At 54.3% G+C, this 20,366-nt stretch carries 18 protein-coding genes; 6 read left to right on the forward strand and 12 right to left on the reverse strand.

Going from position 1 to position 20,366, the window contains the following annotated elements; translation table 11 throughout:
- Positions 1–71: 71 nt before the first annotated feature.
- From ACTHSL_RS06885 to ACTHSL_RS06910, 6 genes are all read right to left on the reverse strand, one after another.
- Positions 72–482, reverse strand: a complete 411-nt coding sequence (locus ACTHSL_RS06885) for a hypothetical protein (protein WP_440380846.1) — start codon at positions 480–482, stop codon at positions 72–74.
- 9 nt (positions 483–491) lie between these two features.
- Entirely contained in the window at positions 492–770 is a 279-nt protein-coding gene (locus ACTHSL_RS06890; RefSeq protein ID WP_440380847.1) for a hypothetical protein, read from the reverse strand.
- A gap of 283 nt (positions 771–1,053) precedes the next feature.
- On the reverse strand, positions 1,054–2,766 hold the full coding sequence (locus ACTHSL_RS06895) for a flotillin family protein (protein WP_440380848.1): 1,713 nt from the start codon (positions 2,764–2,766) through the stop codon (positions 1,054–1,056).
- A 211-nt stretch (positions 2,767–2,977) separates the two neighbouring features.
- A complete protein-coding gene (locus ACTHSL_RS06900; RefSeq protein WP_440380849.1) occupies positions 2,978–3,643 on the reverse strand; it encodes a YqiJ family protein in 666 nt (221 codons plus the stop codon).
- A 208-nt stretch (positions 3,644–3,851) separates the two neighbouring features.
- The gene (locus ACTHSL_RS06905) at positions 3,852–4,514 is read right to left on the reverse strand and encodes a PspA/IM30 family protein (RefSeq protein ID WP_440380850.1); all 663 of its coding nucleotides are present in this window, start codon (positions 4,512–4,514) and stop codon (positions 3,852–3,854) included.
- 53 nt (positions 4,515–4,567) lie between these two features.
- Complete coding sequence (locus ACTHSL_RS06910; RefSeq protein ID WP_049331682.1) at positions 4,568–5,068, reverse strand: hypothetical protein; 501 nt, start codon at positions 5,066–5,068, stop codon at positions 4,568–4,570.
- A gap of 181 nt (positions 5,069–5,249) precedes the next feature.
- Here ACTHSL_RS06910 and polA point away from each other — a divergent pair, with 181 nt between their 5' ends.
- Complete coding sequence (gene polA, locus ACTHSL_RS06915; RefSeq protein WP_440380851.1) at positions 5,250–8,042, forward strand: DNA polymerase I; 2,793 nt, start codon at positions 5,250–5,252, stop codon at positions 8,040–8,042.
- A gap of 95 nt (positions 8,043–8,137) precedes the next feature.
- Positions 8,138–9,544 carry a hypothetical protein gene (locus tag ACTHSL_RS06920; protein WP_440380852.1) on the forward strand — a complete coding sequence of 469 codons (1,407 nt, stop codon included), beginning with the start codon at positions 8,138–8,140 and terminating at the stop codon, positions 9,542–9,544.
- 66 nt (positions 9,545–9,610) lie between these two features.
- Here the strand turns inward: ACTHSL_RS06920 and ACTHSL_RS06925 are convergent, their stop codons facing one another.
- The 6 genes from ACTHSL_RS06925 to ACTHSL_RS06950 form a co-directional block, all read right to left on the reverse strand.
- Positions 9,611–10,144: an SMI1/KNR4 family protein gene (locus ACTHSL_RS06925; RefSeq protein ID WP_440380853.1), complete on the reverse strand. Its 534-nt coding sequence runs from the start codon at positions 10,142–10,144 to the stop codon at positions 9,611–9,613.
- 348 nt (positions 10,145–10,492) lie between these two features.
- Positions 10,493–12,715 (reverse strand): DNA helicase II, encoded by a 2,223-nt coding sequence (gene uvrD, locus ACTHSL_RS06930; RefSeq protein WP_440380854.1) that lies wholly within the window; start codon positions 12,713–12,715, stop codon positions 10,493–10,495.
- A gap of 109 nt (positions 12,716–12,824) precedes the next feature.
- Complete coding sequence (locus tag ACTHSL_RS06935) at positions 12,825–13,277, reverse strand: FKBP-type peptidyl-prolyl cis-trans isomerase (RefSeq protein WP_003771885.1); 453 nt, start codon at positions 13,275–13,277, stop codon at positions 12,825–12,827.
- A 9-nt stretch (positions 13,278–13,286) separates the two neighbouring features.
- On the reverse strand, positions 13,287–14,699 hold the full coding sequence (dacB, locus tag ACTHSL_RS06940; RefSeq protein WP_440380855.1) for a D-alanyl-D-alanine carboxypeptidase/D-alanyl-D-alanine endopeptidase: 1,413 nt from the start codon (positions 14,697–14,699) through the stop codon (positions 13,287–13,289).
- A 72-nt stretch (positions 14,700–14,771) separates the two neighbouring features.
- Positions 14,772–16,199 carry a signal recognition particle-docking protein FtsY gene (ftsY, locus tag ACTHSL_RS06945; protein ID WP_440380856.1) on the reverse strand — a complete coding sequence of 476 codons (1,428 nt, stop codon included), beginning with the start codon at positions 16,197–16,199 and terminating at the stop codon, positions 14,772–14,774.
- A gap of 16 nt (positions 16,200–16,215) precedes the next feature.
- Positions 16,216–16,434, reverse strand: a complete 219-nt coding sequence (locus tag ACTHSL_RS06950; RefSeq protein WP_440380857.1) for a phosphoglucosamine mutase — start codon at positions 16,432–16,434, stop codon at positions 16,216–16,218.
- A gap of 155 nt (positions 16,435–16,589) precedes the next feature.
- Between ACTHSL_RS06950 and ACTHSL_RS06955 the strand changes: the two genes are divergently transcribed.
- The 4 genes from ACTHSL_RS06955 (at position 16,590) to ACTHSL_RS06970 (ending at position 20,238) form a co-directional block, all read left to right on the forward strand.
- Complete coding sequence (locus ACTHSL_RS06955) at positions 16,590–17,951, forward strand: M16 family metallopeptidase (protein ID WP_440380858.1); 1,362 nt, start codon at positions 16,590–16,592, stop codon at positions 17,949–17,951.
- Positions 17,948–19,255: a M16 family metallopeptidase gene (locus ACTHSL_RS06960; RefSeq protein ID WP_440380859.1), complete on the forward strand. Its 1,308-nt coding sequence runs from the start codon at positions 17,948–17,950 to the stop codon at positions 19,253–19,255. Before ACTHSL_RS06955 ends, ACTHSL_RS06960 begins: the two co-directional genes overlap by 4 nt.
- A gap of 172 nt (positions 19,256–19,427) precedes the next feature.
- On the forward strand, positions 19,428–19,865 hold the full coding sequence (locus ACTHSL_RS06965; protein WP_440380860.1) for a hypothetical protein: 438 nt from the start codon (positions 19,428–19,430) through the stop codon (positions 19,863–19,865).
- A gap of 91 nt (positions 19,866–19,956) precedes the next feature.
- Positions 19,957–20,238, forward strand: coding sequence for a hypothetical protein (locus ACTHSL_RS06970; RefSeq protein ID WP_440380861.1), 282 nt, complete (start codon positions 19,957–19,959; stop codon positions 20,236–20,238).
- Positions 20,239–20,366: the final 128 nt, after the last annotated feature.

Raw genomic sequence — 20,366 nt, forward strand, 5'->3', positions numbered from 1 at the left:
TTGCTTCTTTGGATTAGGTTTTCGTATTTCATTTGGAAATTGTAAATCTTCAGGATACTTTCGCAAGAGGTCTAATATATTCCACCTAAACCGGTATAGGAAATAGCGGCATGACTGCATACCCCACCCGAAATACTCACAGAAATCTTATTTTTACTCTTATGTGTATTAGAAAAAAAATGCATAAAAGAAACTCTATTTCTAGATTGCAGGGTCAGTTTCTTATTGGCGGGGTCGGGATTGATGTATGCAACGCTTCTGCTTAATTGGCTAAGAACAACTTCGTCAAAATCGCTTAAATCCTCCTTGATATACCTGCATGATTTTGCGGTAAAACCAACCGAATAAACGGTTTTGAAGCGTTCGTCAAAATCACGCAGGCGCACGATGAAGTTTCTGCAAAAATCTAGGTATTCCTGCGCGGTCATTTCATAGTCCCTAAATAAAGCCATAAAAGATAGTTTTTCTTGATATTTAAACATAATAATTCCTTATTGTTTGGGTGTTACAACAATATCAATATCAATCCCAAGGTCTAACCGACTTTTAAATAACTCATCCAACTGTTGTTTTTTGGCTTCGGTCGGCACATGCCATTCCAGTTTTTTGCCTGCCTGTTTGGCAACATCTGATGAATTTTTTGCGTCATCCAATACACTTTTAATACCAAAATCCCTATCAAGCGGCGGCCAGTCATTCCAATCTTTGGCATCCAGCAGCACATCCCTTTTGGGGTCGTAGCCGTCAAATGCTTTCTGTCCGCTAGGCATCAAGTCGGTTTTAACGATGTATTCGGTGTGCCTTGGTGCGCCGGTTACCCCCGCCGTTGCCCTGCGGTAAAGCCGTAGGGGTGGGTGGTGTCGTAGGCTTCCTGAAATTCGCGCTGTTTGGCTAAATTCTGACACTGTGGCAGGTTTTCAGACGGCCTGAACCGCAATAGATCTGAATTGGTGAGTATTGAAAATATTAGAATTTGCGGAAGCTCTTGTATAAACAAAAGGCCGTCTGAAAACCTGTTTCAGACGGCCTTTAAACCATTATGACGGTATCTGTTTATGATTGGTCGATGCTTTTATCCAACCCTTGGGTCAGACCGTTGATGTCGCCACCATTCAGTCCCAACTCTTTCAAGAGACCGTCAACCAACGGGGCTTGGCTGCGGTAGCGCAGGGCGCTGTTGACCATTTGGTCTGCAAGGCTGGCTTGTGTGGTTTGGCCGTCTGAAGCACCTTCCGCTCCGTTTGCACCACCGGCAAAGCCACCCAGACCATTGACTTGCAAAATCTTGATGTCTTCGATTTTTTCCATTGGGCGGACGGATTCGCGGATGATGTCAGGCAGGTGTTTCAAGAGAGCAAGGCGGACTTGCATTTCAACCTGCTCGACGCTCAGTACGTTAGCGGCTTCGTTCACAGCGCGGGTACCTTCGGCATCAACTTTATATTGTTGCTCTTGCGCTTGCGCCAACAGAATCTTGGCATCGGCTTCACCTTTGGCTTGCAGGCGTTGTTTCTCGGCTTCAGCTTCGGCGGCGATGCGCACGGCTTCAGCGCGGTCTTGTGCAGCTTGTTTTTCGGCTTCAGCGGCGACGGTGAGCGAAATCGCATCTTTTTGCGCGGCTTCTTCGGCGGCAATCAATTCCACCGCTTTGGCGCGCTCTGCACGTTCGGTTTCGCGTACGGTAATAACGCTCTCTTCTTCACGCACGGCGGCAGCGCGGGCTTTGTCGGCCTCGGCTTTGGCTTCGGATTCGGCACGCGATTTCTCGGCAACGGCGATGGCGCGGTCTTGCTCGGCCAACTCGATGGCTTTGCGGCGTTCAACCTCTGCCTGCTCGACGGCTTGGGCTTTGCGGATGTCTTCGTTTTTAATGTCGCGTTCGGCGGCAATGCGTTTCAAATCCACTTCGCGTTCTGCGGCAATTTTCGCTTCTTCCGCCTCGCGTTTTTTCTGAGATTCTTGTTCGGCAATGCTGGCTTCTTGTTCGGCGCGGCGGACGGCAATCTCACGCTCTTGTTCGAGTTTGGCATATTCTTCTTCGCGCGAGATTTTCAGGCGTTGTTGCTCGGCTTCGAGGTTTTTGGTTTTAATTGCCAAATCGGTGTCTTGTTCGATTTCGTTGCGTTTTTTGCGGCGGCCTTCGATGGTTTCGGTCAGTTTGGTCAAACCTTCCGCGTCAAAGGCATTTTGCGGGTTGAAAAACTCAAAGCTGGTTTGGTCGAGGCCGGTCAGGGAAACAGTTTCAAGTTCAAGACCGTTTTTAAACAAGTCTTCGCTCACGACTTGTTGCACTTTCTGAACGAAATCAACACGTTTCTCATGTAGCTCTTCCATCGCCATTTCGGCGGCAACGGCGCGCAGGGCATCAACGAATTTACCTTCGACGAGGTCTTTCAGCTCATCGGGGGACATGGTTTTCATACCCAGTGTTTGTGCGGCGGTCGCAATGCTCTCGGCGCTGGGTTTGACGCGGACGTAAAATTCAGCCATCACGTCAACGCGCATCCGGTCGCGGGTAATCAGCGCTTGTTGGGCTGCGCGGCGCACTTCAAGGCGCAGTGTATTCATGTTGACGGGGATGATTTCGTGCAACACGGGCAGCACCATCGCACCGCCGTTCATGATGACTTTTTCGCCACCGAAACCGGTGCGTACGAAGGAGACTTCTTTGCTGGCGCGGCGATACAGACGGGTCAGGATAAGGCCGAGTACAAACAGCGCGACGAGTATGACGCCGGCGATGGTGCCGATGGAGACCAAGTTCATGGTTTTTCCTTTCTTCTTGTTAATATGCCTTTGAGGGCGGTGGATTCAGAAGGCTTTGAGGGAAAGAGGCCGTCTGAAAGGGTTAAAAATATGGGTTGAAATAATAGGGTGGTTGTTTTTCTAATTGTTATTTCAAATTTCCAGATGGTGAGGATAGGGCGGTAAAGTATCTATTTTTCCCGTATCGATGAATCAGCGGTTTCAGACGGCCTTAATCCACCAAGCTTCCGCTCGGATTTAAAATCGCTTTAAATGTATTTCCGTCCAACGACACCAGCAATACCGCATCGCCCTGTTTCAATACATCATCAGAGTCAGGCTCTACCATCACATAATGCTGTTGGCCGTAAGCATCTTTCACGCGCACCTGCGCCGCATTGCCTACCCGAGCTTCGCCCAACACCACCGTGCCGACGCGGCCGATTAAACTTTCCTGCGAAACGGCAGTGGTTTCATCTTTCGGCATAATTTTGTACAAACCGCTAGCTGTTACCCGCACTAAGGGCAGGGAAAGAAACCAAACGATGACTGCTGCCAGCGTACCATTCAGATAACTGCCGAATACAGTGGCAAAGGCCGTCTGAAACAGATAACCCGTTAATCCGTATACGGCAAGAAACACCACCATCAACATCAATACCGGGATACGTCCGACATACAGCCAGCTCAGGAAACGCACGAATATGCCTGCATCCGCCACATCCAATCCGACCTCGGCGTGCGCGGTTTCGGTCAGGCTGTCGGGCAACAGGTTGTCCAACCAGTCGCTAATACCGCCTGCCAGCATGGAAATGATTTCAAACACACCGAGCAAAACCATCAGCGCAATGGCAATGCCGAAGATTTTAGTTTCGGGGGTGTTGATTAGATTCCACATATTGCATTTCCTTATTCTTTTTAATTTTCAGACGGCATATATTTTAAAGTTAAGTCGATTGGATATGGATATTTTTATTAATTTGTCATAACCAACTGGATTTTCCCAATCCGGCATCTTTTTGTTATTGAAGCATGTATGGTTTTCTTTTTTCAGGCGGCCCTGTGAAGATAGGGGCCGTCTGAAACCGCGATTTCCTCAATATGGCTTATGATTTCGCCTTCAACGCCGCCAATCGTTCGGCAATGCGGTTGTTGCGGCTTAAGTCTTCCAGCTCTTTCAGCTTGGCCAACTGCGCCGCATCGGTGCTGCTGTGTACCGCGTTTTGACGACCCATCACGCGGTCAAAAGCGTTGCCGCTTTTTTCGGCATCACGGGCGATGCGGTTGAGGTCGCTGCCGCCTGCCGCTTTGCCTGCGCCAGTGTTTTGTTGCGCGGCACGCCAGTCTTGCAACTGCTGCTGCATCTCACGTTTTTTCGCCTGCAAGGCGGCGATAAAGCCTTCGAGCTCTTTTTCCTGCGCGGCGCAGTCGGCGATGGTGTTTTCCAAGATGGGCAGACGCGCTTCGATGTCCATCTGTTCGGCGATGCCTGCCTCGGCAAGATCATCGCGACCGGCATCCACAGCGGCTTGCAGGTTGGCATCGATGGCTTCGTGGCGGTTGCTCTCGTCCGCCATTTTCTTGGCGGCAAGGTGTTTCTGCGCCAACACTTTGCCCAACTCGGCACGCACTTCGTCCACCGCCCGCTCGATTTCGCGGATACTCTCGTTCATGACCGCTTCAGGCGCAAGGTTCTCCGCCGCATCAATCAGGGCATGAAAACCGCCGCTTACCAGACGGCCTACTCGGCGGGATAGGGTTTCGCTCATTTGGATTTTCCTTTCACTAAAATGTGTTTGTTTCATTTGGTATGGAGGCAGTCTTAAACTTCATTTGCCTGCTGCACAATCTTCGCCAGTTTCAAAGTATTTTCAAGCTGTTGCAACACGCTGTCGTCGTATGCTGCGCCTTTGCCGGTTACGGCGAGCTGCAAGATGCTGTCGGTCAGGCGGACGATGCGCCACATCAGTTCGCGTTCGTATTTTTTCAAATCGTCGAGGTCGGCTTCTTCGGGCAGGTCGGCGGCAAGTGTTGCGCCTAAGTCGGGAAGCTGTTCAAACAACCTCGCCACGATATGCGAATGCACTCCGGCCTGTTTTTCAGCGTGTAAGATTTCGTGTTTTGCCGCTTGGAAAAACTGCTCCTGCGCCGTCAGCGCGGAACCGTAATCGCGTGTCTGCGTATGCGCCAAGCGCGCCAGTTTGAGCAATTCACGAATTTTTTCAGACGGCGTATTCGCACCTTCGATTTTGAGTTCGGCAATAAAATCAGCATCTTCCTGAGTGATGCGCACACTAATTGGGATACGGTTCGTTGCATTCATATTCGTTTGATTTGGTTTGTATTCATTTGAATACAAATATACAAGATGGGATTCTGCGGCGCAATACCTGAAACCGTATATTTATGTAAACATCAGGCCGTCTGAAACTTGATTTTCGGTTTTCAGACGGCCTTTTCCTTTATAATCCGTACATTATTTTCATACACACAGCAGGTTCTCCATGTCCAACAAACCCACTCTCCTCCTCGTTGACGGCTCTTCTTATCTCTACCGCGCTTATCACGCGATGGCGCAGTTGTCCGCGCCTGACGGTGCGCCGACGGGTGCGCTTTACGGCGTGTTGAACATGCTGCGCCGGCTGCGGGCGGATTATGTGCATGATTATTGCGCGGTGGTGTTTGATGCGAAGGGCAAGAATTTCCGCCATGAGATGTTCCCCGACTATAAGGCGACGCGCCCGCCGATGCCGGACGATTTGCGCCCGCAGGCGGAAGCCTTGCCGGATTTGGTGCGGCTGATGGGCTGGCCGGTGCTGGTGATTCCGCAAGTCGAAGCGGACGACGTGATCGGCACGCTGGCGGCGATGGCAGGCGAAGCGGGTTGGAATGTGGTGGTTTCCACCGGCGATAAGGACATGGCGCAGTTGGTGAACGAGCGCGTGACGCTGGTGAACACGATGAGCGGCGAAACGCTGGACATTGAAGGCGTGAAGGAAAAATTCGGCGTGCGTCCCGACCAAATCCGCGATTATCTCGCGCTGATGGGCGACAAGGTGGACAATGTGCCGGGCGTGGAGAAGTGCGGCCCGAAAACGGCGGTGAAGTGGCTGGAAGCCTACGGCTCGCTGGCTGGTGTAATGGAACACGCTGCGGAAATCAAAGGCAAGGTCGGCGAAAACCTGCAAGCCGCGCTGCCCCAACTGCCGCTGTCGTATGATTTGGTGACGATTAAAACCGATGTGGACTTGCACTCGGAGCTTTCAGACGGCCTCGAAAGCCTGCGCCGCACTTCGCCGAAATGGTCGCAGCTTGCGGTCGATTTCAAACGCTGGGGCTTCCGCACTTGGCTGAAGGAAGCGGAAAGCCGTATGCACGAAGCGGCGGACGGCGATTTGTTCGGCAGCGATACGATAGGCGAACAGGCGGCGTTGGATATGGAAACGTCGTCTGAAAAAATCATAGAACATGCTCCAGCCCCCGAAAATCTGGATTATCAGGCCGTTACCACCGAAGCGCAGTTTGCCGCTTTGTTAGACAAACTGTCGCAGGCGGACAAAATCGGCATCGACACGGAAACCACGTCATTAGACGCGATGAACGCCTCGCTGGTCGGCATCAGCATCGCGTTCCAAGCAGGCGAAGCGGTTTACATCCCCGTAGGGCACAGCCTGACCGCCGCGCCCGAACAGATTGATTTGCAAGACGTATTAGGTCGTCTGAAACCGCATTTGGAAAACCCTGCCCTGAAAAAAATCGGGCAAAACCTCAAATACGACCAACACATTTTCGCCAACTACGAAATCGCCCTGAACGGCATTGCCGGCGATGCCATGCTCGCTTCCTACATCATCGAGAGCCATCTCGGACACGGTTTGGACGAATTGTCCGAACGCTGGCTCGGCTTGGAAACCATTACCTACGAATCGCTGTGCGGCAAAGGCGCGAAGCAAATCGGTTTTGCCGACGTCGCCATTGAGCAGGCGACCGAATACGCCGCCCAAGATGCCGATTTCGCCCTGCGCCTCGAAGCGTACCTGCGCGCGCAAATGGACGCCAAACAGCTTGAAATGTATGAAAAAATGGAGCTGCCCGTCGCGCAGGTATTGTTTGAAATGGAACGCAACGGCGTACAAATCGACCGTGCCGAACTCGCCCGCCAAAGCGCAGAACTCGGCGCCGAGCTGATGAAGCTCGAACAAGAAGCCTACGCCGCCGCAGGTCAGCCGTTCAACCTCAACTCGCCCAAACAGCTTCAAGAAATCCTGTTCGACAAAATGGGCATCCCCACCAAAGGCCTGAAAAAAACTGCCAAAGGCGGCATTTCCACCAACGAAGCCGTGCTCGAACAGCTCGCGCCTGACTACCCCCTGCCCAAAATCATCCTGCAAAACCGCAGTCTGGCGAAACTCAAATCCACCTACACCGACAAACTGCCCGAAATGATCTCCCCAAAAGACGGCCGCGTGCATACCACCTACGCTCAAGCCGTCGCCATTACCGGCCGCCTCGCCAGCAACAACCCCAACCTGCAAAACATCCCCATCCGAACCGCCGAAGGCCGCCGCGTACGCTGCGCCTTCACCGCACCGCAAGGCAGCGTCATCGTTTCCGCCGACTACTCCCAAATCGAGCTGCGCATCATGGCGCACCTCTCCGGCGACAAAACCCTCATCACCGCGTTCCAAAACGGCGAAGACGTACACCGCCGCACTGCCGCCGAAGTATTCGGCATCGCCCCCGAAAACGTCTCGTCCGAACAACGCCGCTACGCCAAAACCATCAACTTCGGCCTGATTTACGGCATGGGCCAATACGGCCTTGCCAAATCGCTGGGCATAGACAACCTGTCCGCCAAAACCTTCATCGACCGCTACTTCGCCCGCTACCCCAGCGTCGCCGAATACATGCAGCGCACCAAAGAACAAGCCGCCGCCCAAGGCTTCGTCGAAACCCTCTTCGGCCGCCGCCTCTACCTGCCCGACATCCGCAACAAAAACACCAACGCCCGCGCCGGAGCCGAACGCGCCGCCATCAACGCCCCCATGCAGGGCACCGCCTCCGACCTCATCAAACGCGCCATGATAGACGTGTCCCGCTGGCTGATTTCAGACGACCTGAAAAGCAAGCTGATTATGCAGGTGCATGACGAACTGGTGCTGGAAGTACCCGAAGCCGAACTGGATTTAGTGAAAGAAAAACTGCCGCAGATTATGGCGAAAGTGGATGAAGGGATGTTGAAAGTGCCGCTGGTGGCGGAGGTTGGTGTGGGAATGAATTGGGAAGAGGCGCATTGAGGAAGTGGTATGTATTTCAATCGCTATATTTTTGATTGTTATCTGCAAACTGATTCAGCAAGAGAAACTAAAAACTTCTTTGAAAATTTATCTGTATGGATAAAGAAGAAAAATGGAAGGAAATATACGCTTACTTATTTAAGCAAGGATATACACAGGAAAGCGAAGATTATTGGATAGAAACTTTCGTCTTTATACAAAACCTATTAGAAAATTTTTCAGATTGGGAACGTGCTGAGGATATTGAGCAGGTACTTGAAAAGTTTGAAGGATTTGTTGATTCTTTTCTTGCTGAAAGTGATAAAAAGGAATGTAGGAACAAATTGGCATGGTTAGATGGAATTTCATTGTTTTTGTATCTAAAAGACCCTGAACATTATATTCCGTACTTTTTTACTAACCGGTTTTTCTTATTGGAAAGAGTTTTCCAGTCATTTGATATACCTTTGCCAATACTGCCAAGTAAACAGAAATACCGTGATCGTTTCCTTTACTATGGAAATTTATGCCGAGATATATACGAATTTCGGGAAAAATATTCATTAGACTATATAGAATTAAATTGTTTTCTATATGATTTTCCGTTAAAAACCCTACCTGACTTTATCAATACCGATGAATTGCCTGATGCGATCAATATTTATATCAGTGGAGGAACCAAAGAGGATACGGATCTATTAAGGAAGAATGGGGAAAAATATCAAACTTTTTGGCAGGGAAATCCGCAAACGAAAATAGGGGATATTATTTTATTGTATAGTTTGTCCCCGTATAGTGGATTAACAGCTATCTTCCGTGCGGTATCTCCTACCTACTATGATCCATTTAGTTACTATCCTGAACGAGTTTGGGTAGGCTTTCCCATAGTCATTCCGACGATTCATTTATCTGAATTGAAAAATAATCCAGTTTGGAAAGAAAAAGGTTTGGTTAAAGCCAATATGCAAGGAGTGAATGGAAGGGAATGTACATCAGATGAATACAATGCAATCATAGAGATTTTAAAATCTAAAAACTTTGATGTTTCTATACTGCCAAAATTACCATTTTTAGACGAGCCTGATTTTGGTAATTTAAGTAATGAGCGGGATGTAGAAATTACTTTACTTGAACCGTTGTTGAAACGATTAGGGTTTGATGAAGATGATTGGCTAAGGCAGATGACTTTAAGAATGGGGCGTAATGATCGTGTTTTTCCTGATTATGCTCTATTTGCAAATGATCGACGTGGAGAAGAGAATGCTCGATTTATTTGGGAAGCCAAATATCGTATTGCTAATGAAAGACAGTTAAAAGATGCCTTCCTGCAGGCAAAGTCTTATGCTTTGCGTTTGGGGTGTGATGGCTTTGGCTTGGTTGCGCTTGAAGGAGTATGGATTTCAACTCGGCAAGATGGCTTTAAGTGTGAGCGGTTGCATCAGTTTTCTTGGAGTAAATTGAAACAAAAAGAAAATTTTTCAAGACTGACAGAGTTGGCAGATAAACGCGTATTGGTTAAGTAGCCGTAGTAACTGTATTTTTCATCCCGTCGGGCAAAAATACAGTTGCTACTCTTTTCGATTTTGTATTTACTCATCTGAAAACTCATCTTCATGCCGCAAACTACGAATAAAGGTTTCAAAATCGGGGGCAAGTTCGACTATTTCAAAATCCCATTCTTGTTCGACAAGCACCACTTTCGGTTCTCCGTCTTTTCCACACTCCCGGTAGTCCAAGGCAAACAGAGCATGACCTCCTGACGGGTCGGTGGCCAAATACACGCCGATAGGCGGATACTCCCATTCTTCCAGCCAAAGTTTTTGCCCCATCGCGCCGCACAGACTCCCTTCTTTTTCAAAACCGATTCCCGATATCTCGCAAATTTGCACATGATCTTTCGCCCACGAATTTCTTTGCGTGGTCGGAAAGCAGGTTTTGACGAATATCCCGCCGTTTTGTACTGCCATCAATTCAATAAAACTTTGCGGCAATTTATAGCCTAGTTCACTTTCTACGGCAGCCAAAATTTCAGGGGTAAACGGGGCTTCTTTGTAGTTTTTATCTGCCCAACTATCAGATTCCCATACGGAGGACAAATCAAAATCTTTAAAAACTTGGGACATAATGTTCTTCCTTATTGATTTCAGCTATAAACAGGGGTTGGGTATTCATGCCTGACTTTTACCGTCCGTCATTTCTGTGCCGACGGGAATCCGGAAGTTTGAAGTCGCAGCAGCCTTGAAATATTTCCGAAATGCCGAGGTCTGGATTCCCGCCTGCGCGGGAATGACGGCGGAGGTTTCGGCAAAATTGCTCCTCCCGTTTTCAGACGGCCTTTTGCCTCGTCGGTGTACATTGTAGCATGGGGCCTCGCCCACGATAATGACTAAAAGAGGCCGTCTGAAATTTTGGGTTTGATTCGTGGGCAAAGCCCAGGCTACGGGTTTCAGACGACCTCTGCCATCCCCCTTTTACATCTCTTCCAATTTCGCAAACTTGGTATCCAGCTCTTTCACGCCCTGTTTGCCGAAGTTGATAGTCAGGCGGGCGGATTCGCCTTTGTCCACGGCGTCGATGATGACGCCGGTGCCGAATTTGGCGTGGCGGATGTTTTGTCCGATGCGGAAGCCTGCGTAGGTTTGCGGCTGTTTGTAGTCGTCGATGATTTTGTCTTTGGGTGCGGCGGTTGGGCGCGGGCTGCCGTAGCTGTCGTAGGCGGTTTTTTTGACGGACAGGTAGTGCAGCACTTCGGGCGGGATTTCTTCGACGAAGCGGGAGACGATGCCGAATTGGGTTTGTCCGTGCAGCATTCTTTGCTGCGCCATGGTGATGTAGAGGCGTTTGCGGGCGCGGGTGATGGCGACGTACATGAGGCGGCGTTCTTCTTCGAGGCCGCCGCGTTCGGCAAGGCTCATTTCGCTGGGGAAGCGGCCTTCTTCCATGCCGGTGAGGAAGACGGCGTTGAATTCCAAGCCTTTGGCGGCGTGGACGGTCATGAGTTGGACGGCTTTTTCGCCCGCGCCTGCTTGGTTTTCGCCGGATTCGAGGGCGGCGTTGCTGAGGAAGGCGAGGATGGGGAAGGCGAGGATGGGGAAGGCGGGGTCGTCTGAAATGTTGTCGGGCAGGATTTCGAAGTTGCTGTCTTCGGGTTTGAACTCGATGGCGGCGTTGACGAGTTCGTCGAGGTTGTCGAGGCGGTCTTGGTTGTCGCCTTTTTGGGTTCGGTAGTGTTCGGTCAGGCCGCTGTCTTTGAGGATGCCGACGATGATTTCAGGCAGGGGCAGTTGTCCGACTTGGTTGCGCAGGGCTTCAATGAGGCGGACGAAAGCGGCGACTTTGGCGGCTTTTGCGCCGGCGTTGCAGGCTGCCTGCCAGAGGGTGATGCCTTGTTCGTTTGAGGCCGTCTGAAGGTTTTCGATAGTGCGTGCGCCGATGCCGCGCGGCGGGAAGTTGATGACGCGCAAGAGGGCGTTGTCGTCGTCGGGATTGACGGCGAGGCGCAGGTAGGCGAGCGCGTGTTTGATTTCTTGGCGTTCGTAGAAGCGCAGGCCGCCGTAGATTTTGTAGGGGATGCCGCTGCGGAACAGGCTTTGTTCGATGACGCGGGATTGGGCGTTGCTGCGGTAGAGAACGGCGATTTCATCCAAATCCCAGCCTTCGCGTTCGAGGGCTTTGGTTTCATCAACGATGAATTGGGCTTCTTCGAGGTCGGTAAAGGCGGAGTAGTAGCGGATTTTGTCGCCTGCTTCGGCGTCGGTGCGCAGGTTTTTGCCGAGGCGTTCGTCGTTGTTTTCGATAACGGCGTTGGCGGCGGCGAGGATGTTGCCGACGGAGCGGTAGTTTTGTTCGAGTTTGACGGGCGCGTCGATGTGGAACTCTTCCATCAGCGCGGTCATGTTGCCGACGTTTGCGCCGCGGAAGCGGTAGATGCTTTGGTCGTCGTCGCCGACGGCAAACACTGCCGCGTTGCCGCCCGCCATGAGTTTGAGCCAGGCGTATTGCAGTTTGTTGGTGTCTTGGAACTCATCGACCAGAATGTGGTTGAAGCGGTTTTGGTAGTGCTGGCGCAGGATTTCGTTGCTTTGCAGCATTTCGTAGCTGCGGAGCATGAGTTCGGCGAAATCGACCACGCCTTCGCGTTGGCAGATTTTGTCGTATTCGGCGTAGCATTCAATCATGCGGCTTGTGTGCGGGTCGGGCGCGCTCAATACGGAAGCGCGCAAACCGGATTCTTTTTGCGCGTTGATAAAGCCTTGCAGCGAACGCGGCGCGATGATTTCTTCGGCGATATTGAGGCTTTTGAGCAGGCGTTTGATAAGGGAAAGCTGGTCGCCGCTGTCGAGAATTTGAAAGGAAGACGGCAAACCGGCATCACGGTGGTGCAGCCGTAGAAAGCGGTGGCAGAGACCGTGGAACGTGCCGAGCCACATGGCGCGGACGTTGATGGGAATCATCGCGCCGAGTCGGGTTTGCATTTCTTTGGCAGCTTTGTTGGTAAACGTTACCGCCATAATGCTGTGTACGCTTGCCTGACCGGTTTGCAAAAGCCATGCGATGCGCGTGGTCAGCACGCGCGTTTTGCCGCTGCCCGCGCCCGCCAGCACAAGGGCGGATTGCGGCGGCCAGGTTACGGCGGAGAGTTGTTCGGGGTTTAAGCCTTGCAGAAGATCGGGGGCGGATTGGTCGGGAAACATGGGAAGAAGCCGTCTGAAAAATGGGAATACGGTATTTTAATGGAAATATGAGGCCGTCTGAAAAGCGGTTCGGGGGTTTTTCAGACGGCCTTTCCGATGTGCAAGCGGTTTAATAATCGACTTTGATTTTTCCCGGCGGGGTAACGGAAACAATATCTACCGAGAAATGCAGCGTCAGGCCGGCGAGGGGGTGGTTGGCGTCGAGGATTACGCTGTCGCTGCCGATTTCGCTGACGAAGAAGGTGCGCGGGCCGTTTTCGGTGTCGGCCTGCACGGCCATGCCTTCTTCGAGTTGCGGCAGCAGCCCGGCCAGGTATTCTCTGTTCACGCGGTGGACGGCGTTTTCGTCGCGCAGGCCGTAGCCTTCCTGCGGGGCGACGGAGATGTCGAGGTGTTCGCCTGCTTCGCGGTACATCAGGGCGTGTTCGAGGCCGGGGACGATTTCGCCCGCGCCTGCGGTGTAGCTCAGGGGTTGGCCGCCTTCGGAGCTGTCGAGGATTTGGCCGTCGTCGTCTTTCAGGGTGTAATGGAAGGCTGCGCGGCAGCCGGGTTCGATTTTCATGCGTTGTCCTTATGGGTTGGCCGCCCCGGGCGTGAGGCCGTCTGAAGGCGGGGCGGGTGCGATCAGACGTTCGGTGAGTTTGTCCATTTCGCCGAGAAGTTTGTCGGCGCGTTCGCTGTTGATGATGACGACGACGGCCAGCGGGTCGGAGCCGTTGCCGCCCAGGTAGTAGCCCGCCAGTGCGCGGACGTTTTTCAGTGTGCCGGTTTTCAGCCTCAAGGGTGCGCCGATGTTTTTAAAGCGGGATTTGAGTGTGCCGTCCCTGCCCGCAATCGGCAGGCTGCCGATAAAGGCTTGTTTGAACGGGCTGCGGTAGGCGGCGGCGAGCATGTCGCCCATCATGCGGGCGGAAACGCGTTCGCGCCGCGAGAGGCCGGAGCCGTTTTCCAAGACGAGCGGGGCGGTGGGGATGCCGGAGAGGGCAAGCCGGCTGCGGACGGCGGCTTCGGGGTTTTGCCGGGCTTTGTCGGCGGCGGCGCGTTCGCCCAGGGTGAGGAATATGGTGCGGGCGATGATGTTGTTGGAATGTTTGTTCATGTCGGCCAGTACGTCGCGCAGGGGTTTGGAACGGATGCGCGCGAGCGTACGCGCCTGCGGCGGGACGGGGCCGACGGCGAGGCCGTCTGAAATGCTGTTGCCGCCGTGCCGCCATTGGTTGATGAAGCTGCGGCGGGCGAAGTCCTGCGCGTCGAACATGTTGACGTACACTTCTTTGCCGAGGCAGGAGGATGGGGCTTTGCCGTATACGGTCAGGATGCCGTTTTCGTATTTGCCCCAAACGAATTTGGCGGGCTTGGGGCAGGGGGCGGTGGAGGCGGTGAAGGATGCGCGGTTGTCCAGCGGTATTTCGGGCAGCGGGGGGCTGGTGTGCACGGTCAGCGCGCCGCCTCCGTCGCGGCCTATGGTGAGGCCGACGACTTTGTAAGCAAGCATTTGCGGGTCGGGCGGGGTGGTGAAGGCGCGGTCGGAATCGTCGGCAAAGTCGTCGGCCGTGCCGCCGTGCGGCCACAGGTTGCGGTCGAATACCAGCCGTCCGATGTGTTTCACGCCGTTGTCGCGCAGTTGGGCCTGCATTTCGAGCAGGTCGCTCTGGTCGAATACGGGGTCGCCGCTGCCCGCCCAGTAAAGGTCGCCGTCCAGCAGGCCGTTCGGACGCAGCGGGGCGGCGGATTTGAACTCTGTTTGCCAGCGGAAGTCTTCGCCCAATGCGTGCAGGGCGGCGAAGGCGGTAACGAGTTTCATGGTGGAGGCGGGATTGACGGGTGCGTCGGCGCGGTGGGCGGCGGTGATTTGCCCCGTCCGCAGGTTTTGCACGTAGACGGCGGCTTCTTCGGGGCGGATGCCGCCCAAATCCAGTCCGGCAGCGGGCAGGACGGACGGCAGCAGGGCGAGGAGGAGGGTGGCGAGGCGTTTTCTCATCATAATGTCAGGAGGCCGTCTGAAAGGTTGTCGCTTCGTTGGAGCTTTGCTTTCAGACGGCCTTTTGCGGTTGTTTTAGTTGTCTATCAGTGCATCGACGAAGGCGCGCGCGTCAAACGGGCGCAGGTCGTCGATTTTTTCGCCCACGCCGATATAGCGCACGGGTATCGGCCGGCTGGAGGCGAGTGCGGCCAATACGCCGCCTTTGGCTGTGCCGTCGAGTTTGGTGACGATGAGGCCGGTTACGCCCAGGGTGTCGTCGAAGGCCGCCACTTGGCCGACTGCGTTTTGGCCGATGTTGGCATCGAGGACGACGATGATTTCGTGCGGCGCGTCGGGCATGGATTTTTGCAGTACGCGCTTCACTTTTTTGATTTCTTCCATCAGGTGGAGCTGGGTGGGCAGGCGGCCGGCGGTGTCGGCCAGCACGATGTCGATTTTGCGCGCTTTGGCCGCTTCGACGGCATCGAAGCAGACGGCGGCGGAATCGCCTTTGACTTGGGAGATGACGGTTACGCCGTTGCGTTCGCCCCATTCTTGGAGCTGTTCGCGCGCTGCGGCGCGGAAGGTGTCGCCTGCCGCGAGTATCACGGATTTGCCCTGCGATTGGAAGTATTTGGCCAGTTTGCCGATGGAGGTGGTTTTGCCCGCGCCGTTGATGCCCGCCATCATGATGACGAAGGGTTGGCCGTTGTCGGGGATTTCCAGCGGTTTTTCCAGCGGGGCGAGCAGGTCGTAAACGGCTTCTTTCAGTGCCTGGCGCAGTTCGCGGCCGTCTGAAAGGCCTTTCAGGGAAACGCGGCGGCGGACTTCGTCCATCAGGTGTTCGGTGGCTTCGATGCCCATGTCGCTGGTGAGCAGCACGGTTTCGAGTTCTTCGTACAGGTCTTCGTCGATTTTGCCGCCGCCGAATACGCCGGCCAGCGATTTGGCCATTTTGTCACGCGATTTGCTCAGGCCTTGTTTCAGGCGCGCCGTCCAGCCGCCTGTTTCTGCGGGCTGTTCTTCGGCAGGCCGGTCTTCAACGGCTGGCTGTTCCTCGGCGGGTTGTGTTTCTGCCGGCTGTTCTTTTTCTTCTACGGGTTCTTGTTTGGCCGGTTCTTCCGCCGTTTCGTCTTCATTTTCGGGATGGAGGCCGTCTGAAAGCGTTTCCGGCTCTTGCGTGGGGGCGGGTGCTTCGGCCGGGGCGGAGGGTTGGCTGTTTTCCGCGTCCGCCGCCGTGCCGGTCTGTGCCGGATGGCTGAGCAGGCTGCTGCGGTCGGCGTTGCGGATGTCGCGCAGGAAGGCTTCGCGTTCGCTGAGGGGTTCGCCCTCCGCCGTGTCGGCTTCGGCAGTATCTGCTTGTGCCGGCGGTTCGGCAGGCGGGGCGGGTTCTGAGGGCGGCTCGGGGGTTTCCGCGCTTTCCGCCGCTTCTTCGGCGGGCGGGTTTTCAGACGGCCTGTCTTCTGCGGCAGGCTGTGGTTCGTCTTTTTTCCGTTTGAATAGGAAATCGAATAAGGCCATGGAGTGTTCCTGTCGGTTATTGTTTGTCGGTTTGTTTGGAGACCATGTTCAGTTCTTCGGCGGTCAGCGGGCTGTCGTCGTCGAAGCTGACGTTGGCCTCCAAATCGCCGTCGTCCATTTGAAGTCCGCCGTCTTCTTCGAATGCTGCCGTGCGTTGCGGCTCGGCAGGCGGCTGCTGTTCGGTAGGCGGGTTGGCGGACGGGCGTTTGAACAGTTTGGCCAGGAAGCTGAACATGATTTATTCCTTTTTAATGCAGTGATTAAATAATTCGGGCCGATTGTAACGCAAGCGGCGGTGGTTTTGGGATTGCCGTGCGCGTATTTTTGCTTTTCAGACGGCCTTTAAGCCATTAATATGGCGGCTTTTCACATCGGATAGGAATCGGAAAAATGCTGCGCTATGCCGGATTGTTGCTGTTGGCGGGTTTGTCGTCGGTGCAGGCGGAAACGCTGTTCTCGACGCTGCCCAACGGGATGAAGGTACTGATTAAGGAGGATGCGCGCGCGCCGGTGGCGGCCGTGCGGCTGTGGTACAAGGTCGGCAGTGTGGACGAGCATGAGGGCAAAACCGGCCTGAGCCACGCTTTGGAGCACATGATGTTCAAAGGCACGGACAGCGTGCCCGAGGGCGAATTCAGCCGCCGCGTGGCGGCGTTGGGCGGCGACGACAATGCCTACACCAACCGTACCGAAACCGTCTATACCACCAATATTGCAGTCAAAAATCTGGACGAAGTGCTGAAAATGGAGGCCGACCGCATGGTCAACCTCAATTTCAGCGACAAAGCCTTCGACAACGAAATGGACGTTATCCGCGAAGAACGCCGGATGCGCACCGACGACAGCCCGGCCGGCAAAATGTGGGAAACGTTGAACATCAAAATGTGGGACAAACCGTTCAACAAAGCCCCCGTCATCGGCTACATGAACGACCTGCATACGCTGAAGGCCGACGATTTGCGCGCCTGGTACAAACAATGGTACGCCCCCAACAACGCCATGCTGGTCATCGTCGGCGACGTGAAGGCCAAGGAAACCACGGATAAAGTCGGGCGGCTGTTCGGCGGCATTCCCGCCCGCCTGCTGCCGCAGCGCAACGACGAAGCCGAACGCACCGCCGATGCCCGCGAAGTGAACGAAACCGTTTATGCCGTTACCGCGCAGCCCATCATCATCCTGAACTGGCGCGTGCCGCATGCCGAAAAAATCAGCGACGGTATGCCTTATGCGCTGGAAATGCTGGGCTTGGTGCTCGACGGCACCGATTCATCGCGTTACAGCCGCAAACTCCAGCGCGGCGATGCCGTTGCCTTGGGCACTTCGGCCGGATACACCGACTTCGGCCGCAAAAACGCCATATTCAGCGTTTTCGCTATGCCCAACGGCCAAACCACGCCCGAAGAGCTGAAAAAACGCCTGCTGGACGAAATCCGCGACATTGCCGAAAACGGCGTGGGCAAAGACGAATTGGCCCTCATCCGCACGCCGGTGGAGACCGAACGCATTTTTGCCCGTGATTCCATCCACAGCCAGGCCGACACCTTGGGCGAACTCGAACACAATGGTTTCGGCTGGAAGAGCGAAGACGAAATCATCCGCCGGCTGTTCAAAGTAACGCCCAAACAAGTACAGTCTGCCGCCCGCCTGCTGCTCGACAGCCCGATGGCGCAAATCACCGTTCTGCCGCAACAGGCGGAGCAACCGCAACCACCCGCAGCCGCAAAAGGCCGTCTGAAAAAGGTAAAACCATGAAAACCCGCGTCCTCATCCCGGCCTTCGCGGCCTGTCTCGCCTTCACCGCCGCCCATGCCGTCGAATTCCAACGCTGGAAAACCGCCGACGGCGTAACCATCACGCTGGTGGAACGGCACGAACTGCCCATCGTCAATATGCAGATTACCTTCAAAGGCGCGGGACAAGTTGCCGAACACAAACCCGACTTGGCCGCCTTCACCGCCTCCATGCTCTCCTCGGGCACCGAAAAATACGGCGAAGAAGCACTGCGCGACGAAAGCAACCGCATCGGCGTAACCGTCAGCGCGGCGGCAGGCCCGGAAAACACTACCATCAGCTTTGCCTCGCTCAGCCGCCGCCAAAACCTTTCAGACGGCCTCAAACTGGCCAATCAGATTATCGCCCGTCCGAAATTCGATCCCGCCGTCCTCATCCGCACCAAAGGGCAGGCGCTGACCTCGCTGAAGCAAAGCCTCAGCGATCCCGGTTTTCTCGCCGGCCGCGCCGTAACCCTGCTCAACTACGGCAGCCATCCCTATGCCAACAGCGCGCGCAGCAGCGAAGAGAGCATCAACGGCATCACGCTTGAAGACCTGGCGCAATTCCACCGCAGCCACTACGCCAAAAACAACGCCTACGTTGCCATCGTCGGCGACATCGACCGCCGTCAGGCCGAAAAAACGGTGGCCGCCGTATTGGAAGGCCTGCCCGCGCAAGCCGCAGACCGCACCGAAATCCCCGAAATCCCCAACAACGCCGGCCGCCGCCAAGACATCCCGTTCGACGGTAAAGAGCAGGCCTCCGTCATCATGGAGCTGCCGCTGATTGTGCGCCAAGACCCCGACCGCTACGCCCTCGCCGTCGGCAACTACATCCTCGGCGGCGGCGGATTCGACAGCCGCCTGATGAAAAAACTGCGCGACGAAAAAGGGCTGGTGTACGGCGTATCCAGCAGCCTCAGCCCGATGACGCGCAAAGGCCCGTTCAGCATCGACTTCTCCACCAAAAAAGACAGTGCCGAAGACGCGTTGGCCGCCGCCCGCGCCGTCCTGGCCGACTTCATTGCCGAAGGCCCCACCGAGGCCGAGCTGAAACAGGCCAAAGACAACATCGTCGGCAGCTTCCCCATGACCTTCGATACCAATGCCAAAACCGTCGCCATCGCCGCCAACGTCGGTGCGAACAACCTGCCTTTGGACTACTACGACACCTACACCGCCCGCATCGAGGCGGTAACGGCGGAACAAGTGCGCGAAGTCTGGCACCGCCGCCTCAACCCGCAGGAATTGAACGTCGTCGTCGTCGGCAAGGGCGGACGCTGAACTTCGATAAAGAGGCCGTCTGAAAGCGAAGCCGCAACAAAGTTGGAACTTTGAAAACGGCTTTTCAGACGGCCCCAATGTTTAAGGGGGATACATTCAAACCTTCTGAAAACCACAATGCCGCCAAATACAGCCATCCGACAACCGCTATTCCAAAAACAAAGACAGAATCATGAATCCGAACAAAAACAAAATCATTATGCTGTATCCCGCGAATTCTGCGGATTTGGTACTGGAAATCGGCGTGGCCTGCATAGGGGTGCTGCTGCCACTCATCGTCGGGCTTGATACGTTGTCGGGCATTTCCGGCGACGGGGTGGGTTCAGTGCTTGGCTTGGCGATGTCGTTGCTGTTTTTCAGCGGGGCCTCGCTGGTCGGCATCCTGTACTGGCGCAGGTTTACGGCGCGGAATTTCCTACTGCTGGACGTGGAACGCGGCGTGCTGCTGTACGGGCGATGGTATTGGAAATGGCAGGCGCGGCAGGAATATCCGCTTTCGATATTTACGGCGGTAGCGGCGGAGAAGGTGTGGGACGACTACCGCGGTTATTACGGACGCTTGTGGCTGGAATCGGCGGACGGGAAAAACGATTTGGTGCTGGCAAATTGACGGCAGCCATCCGAATTCAAGGCGGCTTCCAGATAGCCTGACATGAATTTAAACCGCCAAGAAATCCATATAGAACAGGAGATTATTTAAATTGGACACACAGGAAAAATTCAAACACATCGGCATGTTGGCTGCTATTTGGTTGGTCATTTACATCCTATGGAAAGCCACGGCCAATTCCGGCGGCATGATGTCATACATCATTACACAGCTGAGTATGTTTACTATTTTTTGGAGTATTTTTGCCGCCATATATTCGTTGATTTCAGTGATGCAAACACTGGCCGGAAAGCCCAGCCCTGCATGGAAAATAATCCTGCTGCCCACACTTGGCCTGTGGTTGTTCCTCTGCGCCCATTCCTACCTTTTTTAGTTAGCCCTCCTTAGGGCGCAACGTATATCTGAAAAGCTGACGGCCTTTTTTAATCCGATCAAACAGGCCGTCTGAAAACTTTTCAGACGGCCTGTTTGCTATAATTCCGCTTTATCTTCATCCATCAC

The organism is Neisseria sp. P0008.S010 (assembly GCF_051962715.1).
In the GTDB taxonomy this organism is placed as follows: domain Bacteria; phylum Pseudomonadota; class Gammaproteobacteria; order Burkholderiales; family Neisseriaceae; genus Neisseria; species Neisseria elongata.